Genomic DNA, 21,762 nt, shown 5'->3' on the forward strand with positions numbered 1-21,762 from the left:
AAAAAATCAACTTCTAAATACCAAGTTCAATTTATTTCATCTAAATAAATTAAAAAACAGTAAACCTTCCGATTTACTGCTCTTTTATTCTTTAAAATCAAATAGATAGAGATCTCTCTGCAATTACCAAATAATCACACGATCCTCTTTTGACCGCCACATACCATCACCTTCCTGAATGCCGAAGGTTTCATGGAACTCATCGAAATTTGGCAACTGTACATTGGTACGGAGATGAGCTGGTGCATGGACATCAACGCTTGCCAGCATTTGCATATATTCAGGGCGAGCCTTCATACGCCAGATACGAGCAAAGTTGGTGAAAAATTCTTCAGCCGAAAAGTCTACTTCTGACTTGGCTGCCTCAAGTGCTGCCGCAATACCACCCAAGTCAGCGATATTTTCTGACACAGTTAACTTACCATTGATCTTAGCACCATAGGACTCCTGACCTTCAAATTGGTCAATGACCTGCTGGGTACGTGCTTCAAAAGCGGCATAATCAGCCTCTGTCCACCAGTTATTGAGACTTCCATGCTCGTCAAAAGACGCACCATTTGAGTCAAAGGCATGAGAGATTTCATGAGCAATCACCGCTCCGATACCGCCATAGTTTGCAGACGAAGACTGTTCCAATGAATAGAAAGGTGCTTGCAAGATAGCAGCAGGAAAAACAATTAAGTTCTTCTGTGGATTATAGTAGGCATTGACCATGTGAGCTGGCATGCCCCATTCTTTCATATCTACAGGCTTGTTCCACTTGCTCCAACCATGGGCAATGTCAATTTTTATCAGCTCAGCAACATTTTCCACCAAGGACTTGCTTGAATCGATAATCTTCTTGTAATAACGTTCTGGCAAGGCTTCTGGATAACCGATATAAGGCTTGATGACATTAAGTTTTGTGATAGCCTTGTCACGAGTTTCTTTGGCCAACCAGTCTGCGGTCTCCAAACGTGACTTGTAAACTTCAATCATCTTAGCAACCTTGTTTTCCACATCAGCCTTAGCTTCTGGAGAGAATTTTTCTCCTGCATACCAGAGACCAAGAGCTTGGCTAAAGTAGCCTTGAGCAAGGTTATAAGCTGCTTTTTCTTTATTCTGAGCTTCTGGTGTTCCCGATAAAGCACGACCATAAGCACCTGAAAGAACTCGGATTTCATCAGAAAGGAAAACAGCATACATAGCTACTGCTCCCAAAATCAATGTCGCTTTCAGCAAGTCCCAATTATCCTGACTATAAATCTCCTTAGCTGCTTGCCAGAAACGCTCCTCCGGAACAATAATCTTATCAGGCGTCTGACCTAAAATATCTGTAAAGTAGGCATCCAGCGGCAATTCTGGCACTAAAGCTGTAAATTCTGCCCACTCATAAGGATGATAGAGTTTAGCGTACTCAGAGCCTTCTTCACTAGACAAGACATACTGAGCCACTTTTGCATCTAACTCCAAACGTTTATCCAAGAGATCCTTGATTTCCTCATCTGTAAAACCAAACTTTGGCAAGAGGGCTTCCTGACACTCTCTCCAAGTTTTGAGCAATTCCGCCCCCTTCTCATGACCTTCTTCATAGTAGGTCGTATCCGGTAAAATAATCCCTATCGAATCTGCCCAAAGAACATTAGTCTGAGCATTCATAAAGTCCGGTGCTACACCAAACGGCATGAGGTTTGGTTTCCCTGCCAACTCGTATTCTGCCAACTTGCTGGTAAAGTCTTCAAAGGAACTCAAGGACTTATACTCAGCAATCAAGGCCTGAACCGGCTCTGCACCCAGACGGTCGCGGGTTTCATAATCTGCTACTTGCTTGTGGAAAGCCACAAAGTTTTGCAAGACGCTATCTTCTGGAACATTTTTTCCTGACAACCAATCGCTGGTCGTGTCAATCATAAGCTGTTCAATGTCATCAGCCAAATCTGAAAAACCACCTGTTCTAGGCTTATCATCTGGAATGACCGCTGTCTTAGCCCATTCACCATTGACATATTCATAAAAATCATCTTGTAATCGTGTCATAGTTCGCTCCTTTGCTTCTTCTTAATACAACTATAATAACAAAAAATTCTGACAATTTCACTTACCAAACGACCTTTTCCAAGTATTTTTTACAAAAACACTGAGACAGACCACAAAGAGACTCACTGTCGCACAGGTTCCTGACATTGTTAGATCCAACTGGTTTGCTAATAGAAACCCAAGAATAACCGTAAGGACTGCAATCAATTGTCCCCAAACGAGTAATTGCCAAAAGGATTTGGCCCAATGGAGAGCTGCCATACTAGGAGCCACCAGAAAAACAATGACAGTTATAGATCCGATTGCTTCAAAGGCCAGAACAGTCGTTAAAGAAACTAGGATAAGAATCGCAACTTCTAAAAGAGACGTCTGCAAACCAGACAACCGTGCATGATTACTATCAAATAGATAAATCCGCAGACGATAATAACCCCAACTGAAAAAACCTAAAATCACCAACCAAGCAAAGGTAGACTTGACCAGACTGACCGGCAAAGACCAAGTGAAAATATCCATTCTATGCAAAGGAGCAAAGAGGACTTCTCCCTGCAAAACCATATCCACATCCAAATGAACATTGCGAGCAAAAAGAGAAATGAGCATGACCGCTACTGCAAAGAAAAAGGAGAAAACCAAGCCCGTTGCTGCATCATGAGCCACCTTCCGACTATGTAAACGGTCAATCGCAAGAACAGATAATAAGCCAAATAGACTAGCACCCACTACCAAGAGGGGAGAATCCAGGCTATGGCTAATAAAAAAGCCCAAAACAATTCCCAGTAAAACCGAGTGAGACAAGGCATCAGCTAACATGGACTGATTTTTTACTACCAAGATAGAGCCGAGTAGACCACAGGAGCTAGCAATCACAATCAAAATGAGTAAGACTTCAAACACGACCATTCTCCTTTCTTACATAGGTGACATAGGTAAAAGCTAGCAGGGTCAAGCTTGTCAGACAAACAATAATCGTCGGTCCTGTTGATAGACCTGATATAGCCGAACTGAGCCATGTTCCGAAAAAGGCTGAACTAACAGCGACTAAACTTGCTAGTAATAGACTACGATGATAAGATTTTCCTAATATCAGACCAAATACAGCCGGTGCAATCAAAAAACTACTCATCAAAACTGCCCCTACCAACTTGAGTCCCACTGCAATCAAGCAAATCATTAAAAACATGGTCAGCCTTTGTAACCATTTTACCCGTACACCAATAACCTTGGCAAAGGTCGGATCAAAAAGATAGAGCTTATAGTCCTGATAAAAGAAAAAGAACAACCCTAAAGAGACCAAAGAAATGCAGCCAATCAACACAACATCATCTAGCTGTATAAAGGCAGCTTGTCCAAACAAGTAGGTCTGCAAACCTGCCTGAGATGCTCCTGCAAAAGCCTCATTCCCCTGAATAGCATTTTTCAAAACCATTCCAAGGCCAAAAAAGGAAGCAGATACCAGCGATAAGGCATTAACAAGACTATGCCCACCTTTTCTACAGAGCCAATGAACGAGACCATAGGATAAATAACCTGATAGAACAGCCCCTAAAAGTAAGTGGAGGGGTTGGCGTGATTGAAACACCATAAAGGAAAAGATTACACCAGGATAAGAAGCATGCCCCAAAGCATCTCCCAGCAAGCTCTGTCTGGTTAAAACCGTTACACTACCTATCATGCTGGCAGCCAGAGCCAAACTAATCGTCCCCAAAGCAACTGTCCAAAAGGAATATTCTTTGAAAACTTCAAACATGACTGCCTCCTTTGGTATTTCTCAGAAAAATTCCTGTCCCTATACCATAGGTAGCCTGATAATTCTCCACCGTTAGAGCTTGTTCTATCGGACCAGAAGCCACCACTTGCTTGTGGAGCCAGACCAGATGATCAAAGTAAGATTCTAGGGTTGTCAAATCGTGGTGGATGACTACAGAGGTCTTACCTTCTTGTTGGAATTCCTTCAGAATATCCATAATCATCATCTCTGTCGCCTGATCAATCCCTGCTAAAGGTTCATCCATAAGATACAACTCAGCTTCCTGTGCCAAGGCACGCGCTAAAAAGACCCGCTGTCGCTGGCCGCCTGAAAGCTGATCAATCTGGCGATGGCGCAAATCCGTAATTTTCATACGCTCCAAGGCCTGTTCAACAATCAACCTATCTTCCTTGCTCGGTCTTCGCAATATCCCCTTACTGTGAGCAAAGCGCCCCATGAGAACAATCTCAAAAACAGTAGCAGGAAACTGCCAGTTAACCTGACTAGACTGAGGAATATAGGCTACTTTTTGGGCAATCAAGCTCGGTAGCTCCGTCTGCTGACCGAACAGACTAACCCTGCCAGAATCTGGTTTTTGCAAGCCCAAGATGACCTTAAATAGACTGGACTTTCCCGCACCATTTGGGCCTACGATAGCTGTACGACTACCTTTCGGGATAGCTAAATCTACCTTTTCCAAGGCTAAGGTCTGACTGGCTGCATAAGCCAAACTGACATCTTCTAATTCTATTATCGGGAACATATTTCCTCCTGTCTAAAAAGGGAAAGAACTCGACCAAGACCGAGTCCTTTATTCTATAAATTCTGTTTCAAAAGTATCCAAAACAGGTCATTCAACGCACTTGATTATTTCAAGTGTTCAACAATCAATTTAATGTTGTGTTTATACATATCAATAAACGTATCCCCAGCTTCTCCTTCTGGCGCCAACGAATCAGAGAACAATTCCTTGCCTTCACCTGATACAACTTCAACTTGACCACCCTTAGCTTTTACAGCTTCTTGCAGTTTTTTCATACGCTCTGGATTCGTTGTAGATTCTGTAAAGATAGCCTTAATCTTATGTTTGATGATAAGGTTAACCGTTTCAATCATATCGCTGTTAGCGACCTCTGAATCTGTGCTAACACCTTGAGGTGCAAAGAGGGTAAAGCCATAGCTAGAAGCAAAGTAGTTAAAGGCATCATGTGGAGTAACCAAGTAACGACGGTCTGCTGGAATCACACTCAATTCTTTTTCGATCCATTTATGCAAATCATCCAACTGGGCTAGATATTTTTCTGTGTTCTTCTTGATAAGATCTGCTTTTTTCGGAACGAGTTTTTGCAATTCCTCAGACGCTACAGCAACAGCTGACTTGTAGAGAGGAATTGAGAACCAGAAGTGAGGGTCAACAATTTTCTCACCATCTTCATCCATCGTGTTCAAGTCTTTCTTATCAAAGTTTTTAGAAACAGCAACTCCAGACTTTTCAAGTGCTTCTACCATTTTTCCTTCAAAATGTAGGCCATGATAAAGAACCAAATTTGCCTTTTGCAATTTTGACAAATCGCTAGACTTAGCGACATACAAGTGGGGATCTTCTCCCGCAGGAATCAGCAAATCACGCTCTACCTCATCTCCTGCTAACTGATGAACCATATCGTTAAGGAAGGAAGTAGTCACCGCTACGCGTGGCTTACTAGATCCCTCTTGGGTTTGTGATGAACGGCAAGCTCCTAGTCCAATCAAGGACAATAGTAGAGCAAAACTAAGAAATATTTTCTTCATATAGGTTCTCCTTCTGTATTTATTAAGTATACCTAACTTTATAATTAGATTAAGATAAAAAAATCAATTTGTCAACTGATTTTTTAAATTTTTGATATAATAGCTGTAGAAAGTGAGTTCTTATGACACCAAATAAAGAAGACTATCTCAAATGTATTTATGAACTTGGTCAGCTAGACCAGAAGATTACCAATAAACTAATCGCTGAAAAGATGGCTTTTTCTGCCCCAGCCGTATCGGCAATGCTCAAAAAAATGCTGGCTGAAAACCTCATATATAAAGATGCGAAGACAGGCTACCTCCTTAGCCAGACTGCCCTTAAAATGGTGGCCAACCTCTATCGCAAACACCGCTTGATTGAGGTATTTCTAGTCAAACAACTGGGCTACTCATCAGAAGAAGTACACGAAGAAGCAGAGATTCTTGAACATACTGTTTCGGATCGCTTCATCAATCGATTGGATCTTCTGTTGGAGCAACCACAAACCTGTCCTCATGGTGGCACCATCCCTCAAGAGGGACAACCTCTGATTGAACGCTACCAAAAACGATTGTCTCAGCTAGTAGAAGCCGGAAATTACCAACTGGTCCGAATCCACGATTTCTACCAGCTTCTCCAATACCTAGAATCACACGATTTACGGGTTGGTGATCAACTAACCGTAGCAGGATTTGACCAATTCGCTCAAACCATTACCATCCAGTACAAGAACAAAGAACTGGCTGTGCCAATAGCTATTGCCCAGCAGTTATTTGTAGAAAAAACAAACGATTCCCACCCTGCTAATGAGAATCATCCTTGAAGAAAGTTATCTAAATCCTAAGTAAGAATAATAAAAAACGAATGAATAGTAGTGAGCTTCCCTGACTTCCTACCATCATTCGTTTTTTTGCTATTCAACTATATAAACCATATATTTGAGATTCTCAGTTTGCGTTTCCTGTGAAAAATTGCAAACATAACTTAAGTACCCTATAACTTTTAGCAGAAAAATAGAGTTTTAACGCTATATTCTGCAATTTTTAACAGTAGATAAAAAACCATCGCAGGTCTTCACCCGCTGATACAGCAAAAATAACTCAAAACCAAACTAACGATTTTTTGTGTCAAGTATGATGGTCACCGGACCATCATTCACCAGACTGACCTGCATATCTGCCCCAAAAACCCCCACTTCTACGGGAACAAAAACCGACAAAGCTTGGTTAAACTTATCATAAAAGCTACTAGCCAGATCAGGAGTAGCCGCTCCTGTAAAGGCAGGGCGATTCCCTTTTTTAGTATTCGCAAAGAGAGTAAACTGAGAGATGGACAAAATCTTCCCATCCACCTCCTGAACAGACTTGTTCATCTTTCCTGCCTCATCAGAAAATATCCGCATATTGACAATTTTTCTCACTGCATAGTCTATATCCTCTTGATTATCATCAGGACTGACACCAACTAAAAGCAAAAGCCCTTGGTCAATTTCCCCGTGAACAATTCCCTCGATCGTTACCGCTGCCTGCGAAACTCTTTGTAGTACAATTTTCATCTTATCCGTTGGTCCTTTTCACTGAATACACTTCTGGTACTGACTTGATCTTGTCCACCAAACTAGTTAAGGTAGCAAGATTAGAAATACCGAAAGAGACATGGATAGTCGCAAACTTCATATCCTTGGTTGGCTGCGCATTGACAGAAGAAATATTCTTGCTAGCATTGGTTAGAACTTTGAGGACATCGTTGAGCAAGCCAGAGCGATTCAGACCGTAAATGTCAATATTGGCTATGTATTCCTTGGTAGAATTTTCATCTTCCCAACCAACATCGATCAGGCGAACATCATAATTCTCCTGGCTCTTGAGATTCATGCAATCCACCCGATGAACAGCAACTCCGCGTCCCTTTGTGATATAGCCGACAATCTCATCTCCAGGAACTGGATTGCAACACTTAGCAATCCGAATCAACAACCCTGATGCCCCTTCAATCACCACACCGCCCTCATGACGGATTTTTAGACTGTCTTTGTTATCGTGCTTGACTTCACCACCGTTAACCAATTCGTCTGCGACAGCCTTAGCCTTGGCACGCTCAGCCTCTCGACGCTCTTTCTCTGTCAAACGGTTCAGGACAGCCATGCCTGAAATTTCTCCAAAACCAACTGCCGCATAAAGAGACTCGTCTGTTTTATAGCCTGTCTTCTGCAACACCTCGTCCATGTGCCGACGATCCAAGTACTGATTTGGAACATAGCCATTCTCCAATAGGAGATTCTGCAACATCTCACGCCCCTTGGAAATGGACAATTCCTTATCTTGATTTTTGAAAAACTGCTTGATTTTATTGCGAGCCTTATGCGTTTTTACCAAGTTTACCCAGTCACGGCTCGGACCAAAAGAGTTAGCCGAAGTGATGATTTCCACCTGATCCCCTGTCTTGAGTTTCGTTGTTAGGGGCACCATACGCCCATTGACCTTAGCACCCGTTGCCTTTTCACCGACTTTTGTATGAATCTCGTAAGCAAAGTCAATTGGGATTGAATCTTTGGGCAACTCACGTACCGCCCCATCTGGTGTAAAAACGTAAATGCGCTCTGTAAAAATATCTTCCTTGACAGAATTGACAAAAGTCTGAGCATCTCCAGCACCTTCTTGAAGCTCAATTAGATTGTTAATCCAACGGAGTTCTTTTTCTGTTGCAGCAGCCTTACCACCACGTTTGTATGCCCAGTGAGCCGCAACTCCATACTCCGCAACCTGATGCATTTCCATGGTCCGAATCTGAAATTCAATCGGTCCTCTTGGTCCATACACTGTTGTATGAATCGATTGATAACCGTTGGCTTTTTGGTTAGCGATATAATCCTTAAAACGTCCCGGCATCGGCCGCCAAAGTTCATGAATATATCCCAGCATAGCATAGACATCGCTCGGAGTAGCCATGATACACCGAATGGCAATCAAATCATAGAGCTGGTCAAACCTTTTTTTCTTGTCATACATCTTGCGATAGATGGAATAGATATGTTTGGGACGACCATAAATTTGTCCGTGGAGATGGCGATCTTCTGTATACTTTCTCAATTTATCAACAACTTCACTGACCAGCTCTTCTCGTTCTCGGCGCTTCTCCCTCATCATGCGGGTAATTTTATAAAATTCGACTTCATTGAGGTAGCGAAAAGCCATATCTTCCAGCTCCCACTTGATAGAGGAAATCCCCAAACGGTGGGCAAGAGGAGCATATATTTCCATTGTTTCACGTGAAATCCGCTCCCGTTTATCCGGTCGCAAGTGCTTGAGCGTACGCATATTGTGGAGACGGTCTGCCAACTTAACCAAAATAACCCGCATATCTTGAGACATGGCAATCAACATATTGCGGTGGTTCTCTGCTAGTTGCTCTTCGTGTGACTTGTATTCAACCTTACCCAACTTAGTGACTCCGCCGACAATATGACGAACTTCAGGACCAAATTCGTCCTCCATTTCTCCTAGAGTAATATCCGTGTCTTCAACAACATCGTGTAAAAAACCACAGGCTACAGTAACTGCGTCCAGCTTGAGTCCGGCCAAGATTCCGGCCACTTGAATGGGATGAACAATGTATGGCTCACCTGATTTACGAAATTGATTCTTATGAGCTTCTGTAGCAAAATCCAAAGCTTTTTTAACAAAAGTAACATCTTCTGCTGGCAGATAGGTTGCTGTCAAGGCAACCACTTCCTCACCAGTATAGGTAATTTCTTTCATTCCGTACTCTTCCTAATTTTCTGTTTCCTATTATTCTACCATTTTCACATAAAAAGAAAAAGGAATCAAGCTGAATCCCCCTAGCACCTTAAAAACAATACATTTTGGTCTTATTTTTTAGATAATGTTCACTTTTCCATGTTTTTTCTTGAAATTTTCGTATTTTTTTCATAACAACGTTCAGATATATCCTTGAATTTTCCCCAGCTTCACTGTATAATAATTGATGGAAGATTATTATAAAAAGAAAAATGGAGGATTCTTATGAATTTTCGGTTTAGTAAATGTGCCATTGCACTTGCCTTGGCATTTTTTTCAGCTAGTAGCTCACATGTCGTTCAAGCAGAAGGTGTCACCGACACAAATCCCACCCCTTCAACCGCGGCCAATCTCCCCACCTCAGACAAGGCAGAAGAAGTAGCAACCGTAACCAGCGACAACCTTGCCCTTTCTGCCAGTACAACAGAGTCTCCAGTTCCTTCAAAGATTGAGGAAAGCAACGCCAAGATTGAGACCGAACGCCAGTCCGCCCCAGAGGCTAAAGCTACTACTCCTACAACCACCGAAGCAAACCAGCCTGTAGAAGGACAGTCTGTTGACGTTCGCATCCTCTCAACCACAGACCTCCATACTAACTTAGTCAACTACGATTATTATCAAGATAAGCCTGTAGAAACACTTGGTTTGGCAAAGACAGCTGTCTTGATTGAGAAAGCTAAAAAAGAAAATCCAAACGTTGTCTTACTAGATAACGGTGATACTATCCAAGGGACGCCTCTCGGTAACTACAAATCTCTTGTCGATCCAATAAAAGATGGTGAACAACATCCTATGTATGCCGCACTGGAAGCTCTCGGCTTTGATGCTGGCACACTTGGAAATCATGAATTTAACTATGGCCTGCCCTATCTGGAAAAAGTTATCCAAACAGCAAATATGCCACTTGTCAATGCCAATGTCCTTGACCCAACAACCAAAAACTTTCTTTATCAACCTTATGCCATTCTGAAAAAGACCTTCACAGATACAGATGGAAAAGCTGTAACACTCAATGTCGGCATTACAGGAATCGTTCCACCTCAAATCCTCAACTGGGATAAGGCCCATCTAGAAGGTAAGGTCATCGTCCGTGATGCTGTAGAAGCCGTCCGCGACATCATCCCAACCATGCGTGAAAAAGGTGCCGACATTGTTCTTGTCCTCTCTCATTCTGGCATTGGTGATGATAAACATGAAGTAGGTGAAGAAAACGTAGGCTACCAAATCGCCAGCCTAGCGGATGTTGATGCAGTCATTACAGGGCATTCACATGCAGAATTCCCCGGAACTTCTGAAAAACCTAGTTTCTATGCAAAATACACCGGTGTGGATGACCTTAATGGTAAAATTAACGGAACACCTGTTACCATGGCTGGTAAATACGGAGACCACCTTGGAGTCATTGATCTCAGCTTGACCTTCAAAGATGGCAAATGGACAACCACTTCCAGCAAGGCTTCCATCCGTAAGATTGATACAACATCACCAGTAGCCGATAGCCGCGTTGTTGATATAGCCAAAGAAGCACATGGCGAGACGGTCAAATATGTTCGTCAACAAGTTGGTGAAACAACCGCTCCAATCAACAGTTTCTTCTCTCTTGTTCAAGATGATCCGTCTGTTCAGATTGTAAACAATGCACAAATCTGGTATGCTAAGCAGCAACTAGCAGGTACACCTGAAGCCAGTCTTCCAATTCTCTCTGCCGCAGCACCATTTAAGGCTGGAACCCGTGGAGATGCCTCAGCCTACACAGACATTCCTGCTGGACCAATCGCCATCAAAAACGTTGCTGACCTCTATCTTTATGACAATGTAGTCGCTATTTTGAAAATCAATGGCGCCCAACTGAAGGAATGGCTAGAAATGTCAGCTGGACAATTCAACCAAATTGATCCAACCTCAACCAATCCACAAAATCTGGTCAATCCAGACTTCCGCACCTACAATTTTGATGTCATTGATGGAGTGACCTATCAGTATGATATTACTCAACCAAACAAATATGACCGCAACGGTAAAATGATTAACGAACAAGCCAGCCGGGTTCGCAACCTACAATTCAACGGGCAACCCGTTACAGCAGACCAAGAATTTATCGTTGTTACAAACAACTATCGTGCAAACGGAACGTTCCCTGGTGTCCGTGAAGCCTCGCTCAACCGCCTCCTTAATTTGGAAAATCGCCAAGCCATCATCAACTATATCATATCAGAAAAGACAATTAACCCTACAGCAGATAAGAATTGGACCTTTACCAACAACATTAAGGGATTGGATTTGCGCTTCTTAACAGCCGAACGAGCAAAAAACTTGCTAGCAAACCAAGAAAATATCATCTACCTACAGACTTCTGCAACGAATGACAGGTTCGGAGAATTTAGATTCGTTTATACTGAGCCTAAGGTAGCTATTCTGGATAGCAAACAAGCCGACCAAAACGAGCGAGGTCAGGATATTATTCTTGATTCTGGTTTGCGTATCACCCTCCCAGTAGAAAAACCTTCTGCACCTACCCCAAAACACACGCCTACAACAGCAGGCTCACAGACAAGCGCTCAATCTCTCCCTACAACTGGCGAAGCAGTTTCTCTGCTCAGCTTCCTAGGTTTCACCTTAATTGGATTTGTTAGCGCCTGGAATAAGAAAAAAGAAAAGTAATCATCGCAAGAGTTTAGGATTTCCTAAGCTCTTTTTCGGTACCTTTCTACGTCAAATATATAGCTAGTAGCAAGTGCTAAGTAATTTTAGCAAAAACAGCCGGAATATTCTATTCCAAGCTGTCAAAATAATATGCTCTCCAGTCAGAAAATTTGCGGAGGAAACGAACCATCACCAAGATCTCCTAAAGTAAGATTTGGCTTCTTACTTCAGTAATTCCGTAGCATAACTAATCGCACTCAATGCGTACAAAGGAGCCGTTTCCGCTCGTAAAATACGTGGTCCCAACCCCGTCTTGATTGCTCCAGCCGCTTCAAACATAGCCACCTCATCCGGTGACACACCCCCTTCAGGTCCAACAATCACCAAGACTGACTGTCCCATTTGTAGATCAGACAAAATGTTGACGAGGTTGACGTGTTCCCCTTCTTTTGCGGCCTCTTCATATGCCAAAATAATTCGGTCAAAACCTGCTAACTGTGCTAGAAAATCCGCTTTTTTCTCAAAAAGCCTAATCGTAGGAATACAATTTCTTTTACTTTGTTCAGCTGCTCCTTGAACGATTTTTTCAAGTTTTGCTACCTTTTTAACCAGTTTTTTACCATCCCATTTGACAACAGACCAATCAGCAGGAAAAGCCCAGAAAGCTGCCATACCGAGTTCTGTAGCTTTTTGGGCAACAAATTCCAACTTGTCTCCCTTGGGAAACCCCATTGCAATCGTAACAGAAACCGGCAATTCAACGTTATCCGCTAATTCTTGGATGAGTTCGATGGATTGACTTTGGCTGTCCACCACACGCGCTAATCGTTTGATACCATCATCAAAGACGAGAATGACCTCATCACCAGCCTGCAAGCGCATGACAGAAAACATATGCTTGGCAGTATCCCTATCCGCGATTGTGACGATTCCTTCTTGCGGTGCTCTGCCATTGACAAAATACTGCTGCATCTTAGCCTCCTATCACGCCGGATCGGTCGGTCGTTTTCTTGAAGATACAGCAATTCCATTCACCCTGAATCATGTGAGTCTCAAGGAAAAATCCTGCCGCCTCCGCAGCAGTCCGTACCATGTCCCACTTATCAGCAATGATCCCGCTCATAATCAAGTAGCCCTCGTCCTTGACTAGACGATAAGCATCTTCCGTCAGATGAACGAGGATATCAGCTAGAATATTGGCAACAATGACCTCTGCCTCAATCTCAATACCACGCAAAAGGTCACCTGCTGCCACATGGATATTGCTTGTATGGACATTCAGGTCAATATTTTCCTGTGCTACACGCACCGCTACCTCATCTAGATCGTAAGCATAAATTTCCTTAGCACCCAACAGTGAACTTGCAATGGAGAGAACACCTGACCCTGTACCCACGTCAATCACCGTTTCACCACCACGGAGCACCTGCTCCAGAGCAAAGAGGCTCATCTTGGTTGTCGGGTGGGTTCCTGTACCAAAGGCCATACCCGGATCCAGACGGATTACCTTCTCACCAGATGTCGGCTCATAGTCTGTCCATGATGGCACAATGGTCAAGTCATGGGTGATACGAGCAGGCTCATAGTATTTCTTCCAGTTGTCTGCCCAGTTTTCCTCAGCCAGTTCCTGATTTTCTAGCCTTATCTCCCCTGTTTCCAAGCCAAAACCTGTCAACTGGGTCAAACGATTCTCTAAGTCTTTCTTTACCTCCTCAATATCCAAGGTATCAGGATAGTAGGCTGTGATGGCAATCATATCTGATTGCTCCACTTCAGGATAGAGTTCTCCAAAACGATCTTCCTGCCCCACATAGTCAGCCGAGTCGCTAATGGCCACCCCCTGACTGCCCGTTTCAATCATAAGGTTTGAAACAGCCTCTTCTGCATCACGATGAACGTGAACTGTTAATTCTTGCCAGTTGTTCACTCTATAGTTCCATCCTTTCCTCTAATTCTTTTAAGGTCTGCCCCTGTTTATTCTTCCAATCCGTTCTCCCATTGGTATGCATACCTAAAACAAAGGCCGCTGCATAGGAAGGACTGTTAAATAATTGATTTTCTTGTAAAATACCATCTTTTATGACAAAGGTTTCTTGTAATTGCTGACGAAGTTTTTGAATCGTTGTCGGAATTTTTGGAGAATCAATCTGTTCGATCATGCTACCTTTCAGCACTACAAAACCTTCCGTTGTCTGCTGACACCTAGCCATAATTTCCAAGTTCGATTTTTTACTTTTTCGTTTTAAAAATAACTGGTGGTTGCCACTAGAATCATCTAACACTTCTTGTCTAACAACAGGTACAAACAAGCGATAGCCCAAAGTCCCGATAATGATAAGAGTATTATCAACGACTTCATCTAATTCCGATTGTTTTTCCTCGGTCACATTCCCTAGATTAGGTTCATTACTATTTCTAACAATGAAACGAGCAGCTTCTTTAGCAAGTTGAGTCAACCGATTCTCCAAGTAACTGATTTCTGTCGGACCAAAAGAATTATTCTGTGTCGTCAGGATGACGACATCACTAAAATAGTTCGAATGATCATCTCTCGTATGTTCTTGAATCCGTCTCAAAATACCATCACCATTTTTTCGCGTTGTAGCTTGTCCAATATAAACTAAATCTTTCTGTCTATTTTCATCACGACCAAACAAGAAATAAATGCCACTTTGCTTCATTTCGGAACGATTTTTCAAGTCAGCTAATTGCAATCTTGGTATTTTATAAACAACCCCAGTCCAATTAGACAGAGTACATTTCATTTTTCCTGTGACATCACCATCCATCAGGAACATGTTAATATTCTTGCTACGTTTCATCATTTCCTCACCTTTACGCTTTTCCATATATACCAAATCCATGCCCTCTTGCACAGGATCTGTATGAGTTAGCTGGTATCCACATGCTTCATAGAGCTTCACCAGCCCCCATTTTGAAAATCGGATTCCCTCAAAACATCATCATATGGTAAGAACTATATAGACGAAAAATTTTTCCTCTATTCGTTCACGAGTTTCCAAATAAGAATTACCTGAGTCATGGTACTTGTCATAGAGAGATTTGCTGAATCGCTTCAATAATATCCCAATCGGATCGTTCTGCTTGAATCAATACCATCATACATCCACCACCCTTACTTCTATGCCAACTGCACCATACGTTTCTAATTGTTCTAGCGAATAGTAAACTTCCATATCTTCTGGCTTTACTGTCCCTACATTACTTTTCGTATAGCCGCAAGATAATAAATCCAATTCTTTATATAATTGAGTAAAATTATCAAATACATGGATAACGAGCACTTCCATCAACAGCGTTTGCGCCCGATTCTCCGTACAATAAAAACGAATATGATCTCCAATTGCTAGTCTTTTCCGCTTTTCATCATAAAGACGTAGTTCAATGCTCTTCTGACCAGATTTCATCATTTCAAAGGGTTTTGGAGCCAATAGCATTTCATGAATCATCTCAATACCTCGGATAAGGATAAAACTCACTCTCCACCAGCTCAGCCCTTCCTGCTTCAAAGGCTTGCGCATTCCACTCCATCGCAAACTCTTGGGCTTCTGGATCCACCAAGAAGTCCATGAGATCATCCAAGCCTTGATCTGCTGTATCCTTTAAAAATCTTGCAAAATAGGTCAAAAACTCAGCTGAAAAGCCTTTTTTGGCATCAAATGGTAGGGCAACTAGATAATCTTCTGCATCAAATTGAGATTTTTCCTTGTTGTAGAAAAGGACGTACTCCTCCAAAAAAATATCCTCAGTAGATGCGGTTCCCTCATCATCTACCGTTTCAATCCCATCCGCATTTTGTGCTTCCAAGATAAAAGCCAGCTCGACAGCATGATTTTTCTTGTCCCAGTTAAGCTCATAATCATAAGTAAAATGCTTGTCCAACACTGCCTCTAGCACATCTAAAAAGCCATGTTTTGCCATGTTTATCTCCCCTTTTCTATATATTCCAGCAAATTGGTTTCGTGACCATATTTGACAGAAGCGCATTTGTCTTTCTCTATAATCGCCTCGGTTAAATCTAACTGATTGACAGCTGCGATAGCTACTGCGTAGTGAATGACATCGGCCAATTCTTCAGCTAGGCGACTCGATAAATCTTCCTCCTCGCTTACCATCTTACGGCCAGCACGCTTATTGAGCAGCTCTGCTACTTCACCCACTTCTTCCACTAATTTCATAAATAGGCTTTGTTCGGAAATTCCCATCTCATAATTGTCACGCAAGTATTCTTCCAAAACAGATACCGTCACTTGAACCATCTTCTCCTATCCCCAACTCCTGAATTTGTAGTATAATGATTATACCATAAAAGCACAGAAAGGAAGCCTATGCCAGCCAATCTCGCCCTTCGCATGCGCCCTAAATCTATTGATGATGTCATCGGTCAAGAACATCTGGTCGGTCCCGGAAAAATCATCCGTCGCATGATAGATGCCAACATGCTGTCATCCATGATTCTCTACGGTCCTCCAGGCATTGGCAAAACCTCAATTGCCTCGGCGATTGCAGGCACAACAAAATACGCCTTTCGGACATTCAATGCCACGACGGATAACCAAAAACGCCTACAGGAAATCGCTGAAGAAGCCAAATTTTCAGGTGGTCTTGTCTTACTTCTGGACGAAATCCATCGCCTCAACAAGACCAAGCAAGATTTTCTTTTACCTCTCTTGGAAAATGGAAATATCATTATGATTGGAGCCACGACAGAAAATCCCTTCTTTGCCATTCTACCTGCCATTCGTAGTCGCGTACAGATTTTCGAGTTACAGCCCTTGGATACCAGTCATATTCGACAAGCCTTGGAAACAGCTTTGCTAGATACAGAGAGAGGCTTCGCCTTCCCCGTCACCATTGAACCAGAAGCTCTAGATTTCCTAGCCAATGCCACCAATGGTGATTTGCGTGCTGCCTACAATTCACTGGAATTAGCCGTTCTATCCACAAAAGAAACAAATGGCAACCGCCATATTGACCTTGACGCTGTGGAAAATAGCCTACAAAAATCCTATATCAGTATGGATAAGAGTGGGGATGCTCACTATGACATCCTATCCGCCCTACAAAAATCAATTCGAGGTAGCGATGTCAATGCCAGCCTCCACTATGCTGCCCGCTTGATTGAGGCTGGAGACCTGCCTAGTTTGGCTCGCCGCTTGACCGTCATTGCCTATGAAGACATCGGTTTAGCCAACCCAGAAGCGCAGCTCCACACGGTAACAGCCCTTGAAGCAGCACAAAAAATCGGTTTCCCAGAAGCACGGATTTTGATTGCCAACATTGTCATCGACCTTGCCCTGTCTCCCAAGTCAAATTCCGCCTATCTGGCTATGGATGCAGCTCTAGCTGATTTGCAAAAAAAGGGACATTTACCAATCCCAAACCACTTGCGGGATGGACACTACGCTGGTAGCAAAGAGTTAGGCAATGCGATTGGCTACCGCTACCCTCATTCCTATCCGGAAAAATGGGTCAACCAACAATACCTACCTGATAAGTTACTGACTGCAAACTACTTCACTGCCAACGATACTGGAAAATATGAGCGCGCTTTAGGCATGACCCAAGAAAAAATAAAAAATTTGAAAAAAATAAAATCGTAAATCCCTTGATAGAACAGGGATTTAGATTCTCTTTTGTTGACATCGCTTACATTTTTTTGATTTTTCCTCTTGATTTTTCCAAAAAATGTGGTAATATTAAGTTAGAAATAAGAACTGCTGTGGTATACGAATTCATACCTATGTGTTGACCGACTATTTTTGTATTACTAGGGAGACAAAGATCTTCTGACAGTATGCAAGCTGGCACACCCAGAAGCAACTAAGTCCGAAACGTGTCACCCACCTGCTTTTAGCGTGCGGGATCAATACAATTCATGGATAACCGGTACCAATACAGCATTTTTATTTTCTATCCTTCCTTAGCTCAGCTGGCAGAGCAGCGGACTCTTAATCCGTGGGTCGTAGGTTCGATCCCTACAGGGAGGATTGGTTGATATGTGGGAAAGTCTTGTTTTACAAGGCTTTTTCTCATTTTATGATAGATTTTGATCCAGATATGGTCGAAAATCTTTTCTTTTAGTCCTAACTTTCTATGTTTTGAGCTCTCTACCTATTCTCATCTTCTCTTTCAACGATGACCAAAAATCTTTTTAAAGCCGTTTTTATCGTTTTGATTTTGTCTGCCTTATCGCAAAATTTCCTTTCAATTTTTTGGAGTTCCCTATATGACTTATCATTGTCTATCTATCATGTAATTCTTTTGTGTTTTTGTTCTGTATCCTATTGTCAAACCTCCCCTCGTAAGCTATCCTATACGTAGAACGCGTTTTCATTCTAGGTACCTGGATAAAATACCATTTTAGTTAAAGAGGTTAATATGTTTACTATTACTAACAAAAAGTTTTCTGCCCGTATTCTAGCAATGACAGGCGCTCTACTTCTTACCATTTTAGCTCCATCTGCTAGTGCCGAAGAAAATTATAACGGAGACACTCGCCTAGCTGGCTATCTCTACTCCCGTGGTTTGACTAACAATGACTATGGAAATGAAGAAAAGCATGACTATAACGGAGACACTCGCCTAGCTGGCTATCTCTACTCCCGTGGTTTGACTAACAATGACTACGGAAATGAAGAAAAGCATGACTACAACGGAGACACTCGTCTAGCTGGTTACCTTTACTCTCGTGGTTTGACTAACAATGACTATGGAAATGAAGAAAAGCATGACTACAACGGAGACACTCGTCTAGCTGGCTATCTCTACTCCCGTGGTTTGACTAACAATGACTATGGAAATGAAGAAAAGCATGACTACAACGGAGACACTCGTCTAGCTGGCTATCTCTACTCCCGTGGTTTGACTAACAATGACTATGGAAATGAAGAAAAGCATGACTATAACGGAGACACTCGCCTAGCTGGCTATCTATACTCTCGTGGTTTGACTAACAACAACTACGAATACGGAGACAAATAGGACTATAGCGGACACACTTGCTTAGCTAGTTGCCTTTGTTAGTGTGGTCTTGATCTATCATCGCCACAAATATAAACTTATCCATAATAAATAGGAATTCCCTCAAATTTATCAATGATTTTTAGAGTCATTATTCACGTTTTCTACACCTTTTCTGAACTACATAAGATGTGAAATGCTTTTGAGATAAAACCATAACAACTCTATTACATTATGGAGTCAGAGAAAAACTAGTTGATAAATGAAACACAGAAACATGTTGACTTGATGCATTTCAAGAATCCAACATTTTCTGTGTTTTTCATTCTCTTTCAAACCAAGAAGAGATAAAATGACAGTGTAAACATATAGCGAAGCCTATTCCCATGCACATAAAACAGGATTGGATAGACTCATAAGCTTATCTTCCTACCCCTTATTCCCCAAGCCTTTTTCATAACGTGACCAGCCACTGTTATCCTTTATTCAAGCAGGCGCAAATCATTTTTTCATCTGGCTTAATTTGACAAATTGCGTTATAATGAAAGGTAGATTCATTTTTACTATCAACTGTTTTTAATAAAAATGAACAAACGACTCGGTAAGTACATTTTATACATGAGGAGAAATCCGTGAATCACTCACAAATCAGAGAAGAACTAGAAGCAGGACGCTCAGTGATTTATGTAACACAGGGCATCAGCATGCGTCCGCTCTTGTATGATAAACGCCATAAAAAAGCCACACAAATCCGTTTAGAACCCCTCCCAGATCACTCATTAAAAATAGGGGACATCCCAATCTTCCAAAAAAAGTCAAACGGTCAACTTGTCCTCCACCGCATCATCCATCAGGATGAGCAGTATTACTACACACGGGGAGATAACTGCCTGCACGGGGAGACAGTAGCAAGAGAGCAGGTTTTTGGTTATGTGACCAAAATCTATCGGAAAGGGAAGTGGTTCTCTACAGACCACAAAGGCTATAGGATCTATGTATCCATCTGGCTACATAGCCTCTGGCTTCGCAAACCCTTCATGTTGCTCCGTCAACAGCTATCACGACTAAAAAGAAAGATTCAAGGGTAATGAAAGAACTACACCACCCACCCATAAAAGATGTTTTTACATGGCTATTTTCTATATTGCCAGTTTCCAAGAAACTGCAAATCGCTTTTCTCTGCCTCTTGGAGCTGATTTCCTCTATTTTTTCCGTACTCTTTGTCTTGTATTTTCGCAATATCATTGATGCGGCAGTTGCAAAAAATAGTAACGAACTTTGGTTTTCAGCCTTCATGCTCTTATTTATTATAGCAGTGCAAATACTAGCTCACGCATTTCAACGTTATTGGGGGGAAGCAACGAGAGCTGACATTGAAAATCACTTTAAGACTTATCTGCTAACAACACTTTTTCAAAGGGAATATCAATCCATTTCCCAAATTCATACGGGCGAATGGCAGACTCGCTTGACTTCTGATACAGGGATTATCTCACGAGGAATGGCAACCGTCTTGCCAGGACTGGTCGGTATGGTGAGTCGGCTTGTTGCGATTCTACTAATGCTCAGCCATATTCAACCCCAATTTTTATGGCTCATCTTTCCAATGGGACTCATCTATCTCTTGATTGGTCTTGGAATGAAGCTAAAACTACGTCGCCTTTATCGCAATATTCAAGAAAAAACGAGCCAATTACAGGTTTTCTACAAGGATTATCTCAGCAGTCTCTTAGTGATAAAGACCTTTTCTATTGAAAAAAAGGTTGAAGAGCAAGCTCATGACTACCTAGAACAGCATAAAAAAGCCAGACTGGAGCAGACTACTTTTTCAAATATCAATATCACAGCCCTCAGTCTAGTCTTGCAGACAGCCTATATCTTATCAGCCATCTATTGTGCCTATGGTATCTATACAGGCGCAATCTCCTACGGAGCCTTTGTAGCCATTACACGCTTGGTTGCTCAAGTCAGCCAACCCTTTTCGACTGCAACCAGCTACATTCCAAGTTTTTACTCAACCTTGGTGAGCTGCGAACGATTGATGGAGGTTAGCCAGATGAATGCTGTACGAGGAGAAGCTAAGTCCTATTCAGAAATCGAGGAAGTCTACGAAAAACTTGATGCCATTGTCTTTGAGGAGGCTAGTTTTTCCTACACAGGACGCAATCTCTTTGCCAATCTCCAGCTAGACATTCAAAAAGGGGACTACATCGCCTTTTCTGGCCCTTCTGGCTGTGGCAAAAGCACCTTGACCAAGCTGATTCTTTCCATCTACGATCTACAAGCAGGGCAGCGCTTCTTGCGCTTGACAGACGGAAAAACCATCCCATTAGATGCTCGTTTTCATCGCCTATTTGCCTATGTGCCACAGGTTAAGCATTTAATGGTTGGAACAATTCGTCAGGTCGTCACCTTTTCAGAAAACCTGTCTGCGGATGAGGAGCGATTACTGTGGCAAGCACTTGAGTTGGCCTGCGCACGAGAATTGGTTGAAAATCTTTCACAGGGCTTAGATTTTGTCTTGGGCGAAGACGGCTCAGGCTTGTCTGAAGGACAGTTGCAACGTTTATCCATTGCACGCGCCATCTATTCTCAATCACCTATTCTAGTGCTAGATGAATCCACCAGTGCCTTAGATGAGGAGACAGAAAAAGCTATTTTAGAAAATCTCAAGGCAATGACAGATAGGACAATGATTATTGTAACCCATAGACCAGCAGCCTTAGGCATCTGCAACAAACAACTCCATTTTTCCGAGTCAGGAGTGGAGTTAAAATACCGAATGAATTAGAAAGAAACGT

At 42.3% G+C, this 21,762-nt stretch carries 19 protein-coding genes, 1 tRNA gene and 1 other RNA gene; 8 read left to right on the forward strand and 13 right to left on the reverse strand.

Annotation, left to right across the window (positions count from 1 at the left end; translation table 11 throughout):
* Window positions 1-123 precede the first annotated feature (123 nt).
* The 5 genes from SR187_RS09320 to SR187_RS09340 all read right to left on the reverse strand — a co-directional run bounded on the left by SR187_RS09320 (window position 124) and on the right by SR187_RS09340 (window position 5,557).
* A complete protein-coding gene (locus SR187_RS09320) occupies window positions 124-2,016 on the reverse strand; it encodes a M13 family metallopeptidase (RefSeq protein ID WP_120172375.1) in 1,893 nt (630 codons plus the stop codon).
* A gap of 57 nt (window positions 2,017-2,073) precedes the next feature.
* Window positions 2,074-2,913, reverse strand: coding sequence for a metal ABC transporter permease (locus SR187_RS09325; protein WP_024532510.1), 840 nt, complete (start codon window positions 2,911-2,913; stop codon window positions 2,074-2,076).
* The gene (locus SR187_RS09330) at window positions 2,906-3,766 is read right to left on the reverse strand and encodes a metal ABC transporter permease (protein WP_120172376.1); all 861 of its coding nucleotides are present in this window, start codon (window positions 3,764-3,766) and stop codon (window positions 2,906-2,908) included. Before SR187_RS09330 ends, SR187_RS09325 begins: the two co-directional genes overlap by 8 nt.
* Window positions 3,759-4,529 (reverse strand): metal ABC transporter ATP-binding protein, encoded by a 771-nt coding sequence (locus tag SR187_RS09335; RefSeq protein ID WP_120172377.1) that lies wholly within the window; start codon window positions 4,527-4,529, stop codon window positions 3,759-3,761. Before SR187_RS09335 ends, SR187_RS09330 begins: the two co-directional genes overlap by 8 nt.
* Window positions 4,530-4,633: 104 nt before the next feature.
* The gene (locus SR187_RS09340; protein WP_120172378.1) at window positions 4,634-5,557 is read right to left on the reverse strand and encodes a metal ABC transporter solute-binding protein, Zn/Mn family; all 924 of its coding nucleotides are present in this window, start codon (window positions 5,555-5,557) and stop codon (window positions 4,634-4,636) included.
* A 122-nt stretch (window positions 5,558-5,679) separates the two neighbouring features.
* Between SR187_RS09340 and SR187_RS09345 the strand changes: the two genes are divergently transcribed.
* Window positions 5,680-6,360 (forward strand): metal-dependent transcriptional regulator, encoded by a 681-nt coding sequence (locus tag SR187_RS09345; protein ID WP_120172379.1) that lies wholly within the window; start codon window positions 5,680-5,682, stop codon window positions 6,358-6,360.
* 288 nt (window positions 6,361-6,648) lie between these two features.
* Here the strand turns inward: SR187_RS09345 and dtd are convergent, their stop codons facing one another.
* Entirely contained in the window at window positions 6,649-7,092 is a 444-nt protein-coding gene (dtd, locus tag SR187_RS09350; RefSeq protein WP_120172380.1) for a D-aminoacyl-tRNA deacylase, read from the reverse strand.
* A gap of 1 nt (window position 7,093) precedes the next feature.
* A complete protein-coding gene (locus SR187_RS09355; protein WP_120172381.1) occupies window positions 7,094-9,295 on the reverse strand; it encodes a RelA/SpoT family protein in 2,202 nt (733 codons plus the stop codon).
* 264 nt (window positions 9,296-9,559) lie between these two features.
* Here SR187_RS09355 and SR187_RS09360 point away from each other — a divergent pair, with 264 nt between their 5' ends.
* Window positions 9,560-11,995 carry a bifunctional 2',3'-cyclic-nucleotide 2'-phosphodiesterase/3'-nucleotidase gene (locus tag SR187_RS09360; protein ID WP_120172382.1) on the forward strand — a complete coding sequence of 812 codons (2,436 nt, stop codon included), beginning with the start codon at window positions 9,560-9,562 and terminating at the stop codon, window positions 11,993-11,995.
* Between the two features lie 204 nt (window positions 11,996-12,199).
* Here the strand turns inward: SR187_RS09360 and SR187_RS09365 are convergent, their stop codons facing one another.
* From SR187_RS09365 to SR187_RS09390, 6 genes are all read right to left on the reverse strand, one after another.
* Window positions 12,200-12,949: a 16S rRNA (uracil(1498)-N(3))-methyltransferase gene (locus tag SR187_RS09365; protein ID WP_120172383.1), complete on the reverse strand. Its 750-nt coding sequence runs from the start codon at window positions 12,947-12,949 to the stop codon at window positions 12,200-12,202.
* Window position 12,950: 1 nt separating this feature from the next.
* The gene (prmA, locus tag SR187_RS09370; protein WP_120172384.1) at window positions 12,951-13,904 is read right to left on the reverse strand and encodes a 50S ribosomal protein L11 methyltransferase; all 954 of its coding nucleotides are present in this window, start codon (window positions 13,902-13,904) and stop codon (window positions 12,951-12,953) included.
* 1 nt (window position 13,905) lies between these two features.
* Window positions 13,906-14,802, reverse strand: a complete 897-nt coding sequence (locus SR187_RS09375; RefSeq protein ID WP_120172503.1) for a GIY-YIG nuclease family protein — start codon at window positions 14,800-14,802, stop codon at window positions 13,906-13,908.
* 294 nt (window positions 14,803-15,096) lie between these two features.
* Window positions 15,097-15,447 (reverse strand): ASCH domain-containing protein, encoded by a 351-nt coding sequence (locus SR187_RS09380; RefSeq protein ID WP_120172385.1) that lies wholly within the window; start codon window positions 15,445-15,447, stop codon window positions 15,097-15,099.
* 1 nt (window position 15,448) lies between these two features.
* Complete coding sequence (locus SR187_RS09385; RefSeq protein ID WP_120172386.1) at window positions 15,449-15,919, reverse strand: DUF3013 family protein; 471 nt, start codon at window positions 15,917-15,919, stop codon at window positions 15,449-15,451.
* 2 nt (window positions 15,920-15,921) lie between these two features.
* Entirely contained in the window at window positions 15,922-16,257 is a 336-nt protein-coding gene (locus tag SR187_RS09390; protein ID WP_120172387.1) for a MazG nucleotide pyrophosphohydrolase domain-containing protein, read from the reverse strand.
* A gap of 69 nt (window positions 16,258-16,326) precedes the next feature.
* On the opposite strand from SR187_RS09390, the gene SR187_RS09395 reads away from it, so the two are divergent.
* The 6 genes from SR187_RS09395 (at window position 16,327) to SR187_RS09420 (ending at window position 21,752) form a co-directional block, all read left to right on the forward strand.
* Window positions 16,327-17,601, forward strand: a complete 1,275-nt coding sequence (locus SR187_RS09395) for a replication-associated recombination protein A (protein ID WP_120172388.1) — start codon at window positions 16,327-16,329, stop codon at window positions 17,599-17,601.
* Between the two features lie 111 nt (window positions 17,602-17,712).
* Window positions 17,713-17,906, forward strand: a non-coding RNA gene (ssrS, locus tag SR187_RS09400) — 6S RNA.
* Window positions 17,907-17,915: 9 nt separating this feature from the next.
* A tRNA-Lys gene (locus SR187_RS09405) sits at window positions 17,916-17,988 on the forward strand.
* Between the two features lie 391 nt (window positions 17,989-18,379).
* Window positions 18,380-18,982, forward strand: coding sequence for a hypothetical protein (locus tag SR187_RS09410; RefSeq protein ID WP_120172389.1), 603 nt, complete (start codon window positions 18,380-18,382; stop codon window positions 18,980-18,982).
* A gap of 611 nt (window positions 18,983-19,593) precedes the next feature.
* Window positions 19,594-20,049, forward strand: a complete 456-nt coding sequence (locus SR187_RS09415; RefSeq protein ID WP_120172390.1) for a S26 family signal peptidase — start codon at window positions 19,594-19,596, stop codon at window positions 20,047-20,049.
* Window positions 20,049-21,752: an ABC transporter ATP-binding protein gene (locus SR187_RS09420; RefSeq protein ID WP_120172391.1), complete on the forward strand. Its 1,704-nt coding sequence runs from the start codon at window positions 20,049-20,051 to the stop codon at window positions 21,750-21,752. The genes SR187_RS09415 and SR187_RS09420 overlap by 1 nt, the downstream gene beginning before the upstream one ends.
* The last annotated feature ends 10 nt before the right edge of the window (window positions 21,753-21,762 follow it).

Source organism: Streptococcus ruminantium (assembly GCF_003609975.1).
In the GTDB taxonomy this organism is placed as follows: domain Bacteria; phylum Bacillota; class Bacilli; order Lactobacillales; family Streptococcaceae; genus Streptococcus; species Streptococcus ruminantium.

Bases quoted from the DNA above. Each gene is read 5' to 3' on its own strand.
- SR187_RS09380 (WP_120172385.1), bottom strand. From the start codon at position 15,447: ATGATTCATGAAATGCTATTGGCTCCAAAACCCTTTGAAATGATGAAA.
- SR187_RS09355 (WP_120172381.1), bottom strand. From the start codon at position 9,295: ATGAAAGAAATTACCTATACTGGTGAGGAAGTGGTTGCCTTGACAGCA.
- SR187_RS09360 (WP_120172382.1), top strand. From the start codon at position 9,560: ATGAATTTTCGGTTTAGTAAATGTGCCATTGCACTTGCCTTGGCATTT.
- dtd (WP_120172380.1), bottom strand. From the start codon at position 7,092: ATGAAAATTGTACTACAAAGAGTTTCGCAGGCAGCGGTAACGATCGAG.
- SR187_RS09345 (WP_120172379.1), top strand. From the start codon at position 5,680: ATGACACCAAATAAAGAAGACTATCTCAAATGTATTTATGAACTTGGT.
- SR187_RS09385 (WP_120172386.1), bottom strand. From the start codon at position 15,919: ATGGCAAAACATGGCTTTTTAGATGTGCTAGAGGCAGTGTTGGACAAG.
- SR187_RS09390 (WP_120172387.1), bottom strand. From the start codon at position 16,257: ATGGTTCAAGTGACGGTATCTGTTTTGGAAGAATACTTGCGTGACAAT.
- SR187_RS09320 (WP_120172375.1), bottom strand. From the start codon at position 2,016: ATGACACGATTACAAGATGATTTTTATGAATATGTCAATGGTGAATGG.
- SR187_RS09420 (WP_120172391.1), top strand. From the start codon at position 20,049: ATGAAAGAACTACACCACCCACCCATAAAAGATGTTTTTACATGGCTA.
- SR187_RS09335 (WP_120172377.1), bottom strand. From the start codon at position 4,529: ATGTTCCCGATAATAGAATTAGAAGATGTCAGTTTGGCTTATGCAGCC.
- SR187_RS09375 (WP_120172503.1), bottom strand. From the start codon at position 14,802: ATGATGAAACGTAGCAAGAATATTAACATGTTCCTGATGGATGGTGAT.
- SR187_RS09330 (WP_120172376.1), bottom strand. From the start codon at position 3,766: ATGTTTGAAGTTTTCAAAGAATATTCCTTTTGGACAGTTGCTTTGGGG.
- SR187_RS09395 (WP_120172388.1), top strand. From the start codon at position 16,327: ATGCCAGCCAATCTCGCCCTTCGCATGCGCCCTAAATCTATTGATGAT.
- SR187_RS09365 (WP_120172383.1), bottom strand. From the start codon at position 12,949: ATGCAGCAGTATTTTGTCAATGGCAGAGCACCGCAAGAAGGAATCGTC.
- SR187_RS09410 (WP_120172389.1), top strand. From the start codon at position 18,380: ATGTTTACTATTACTAACAAAAAGTTTTCTGCCCGTATTCTAGCAATG.
- SR187_RS09340 (WP_120172378.1), bottom strand. From the start codon at position 5,557: ATGAAGAAAATATTTCTTAGTTTTGCTCTACTATTGTCCTTGATTGGA.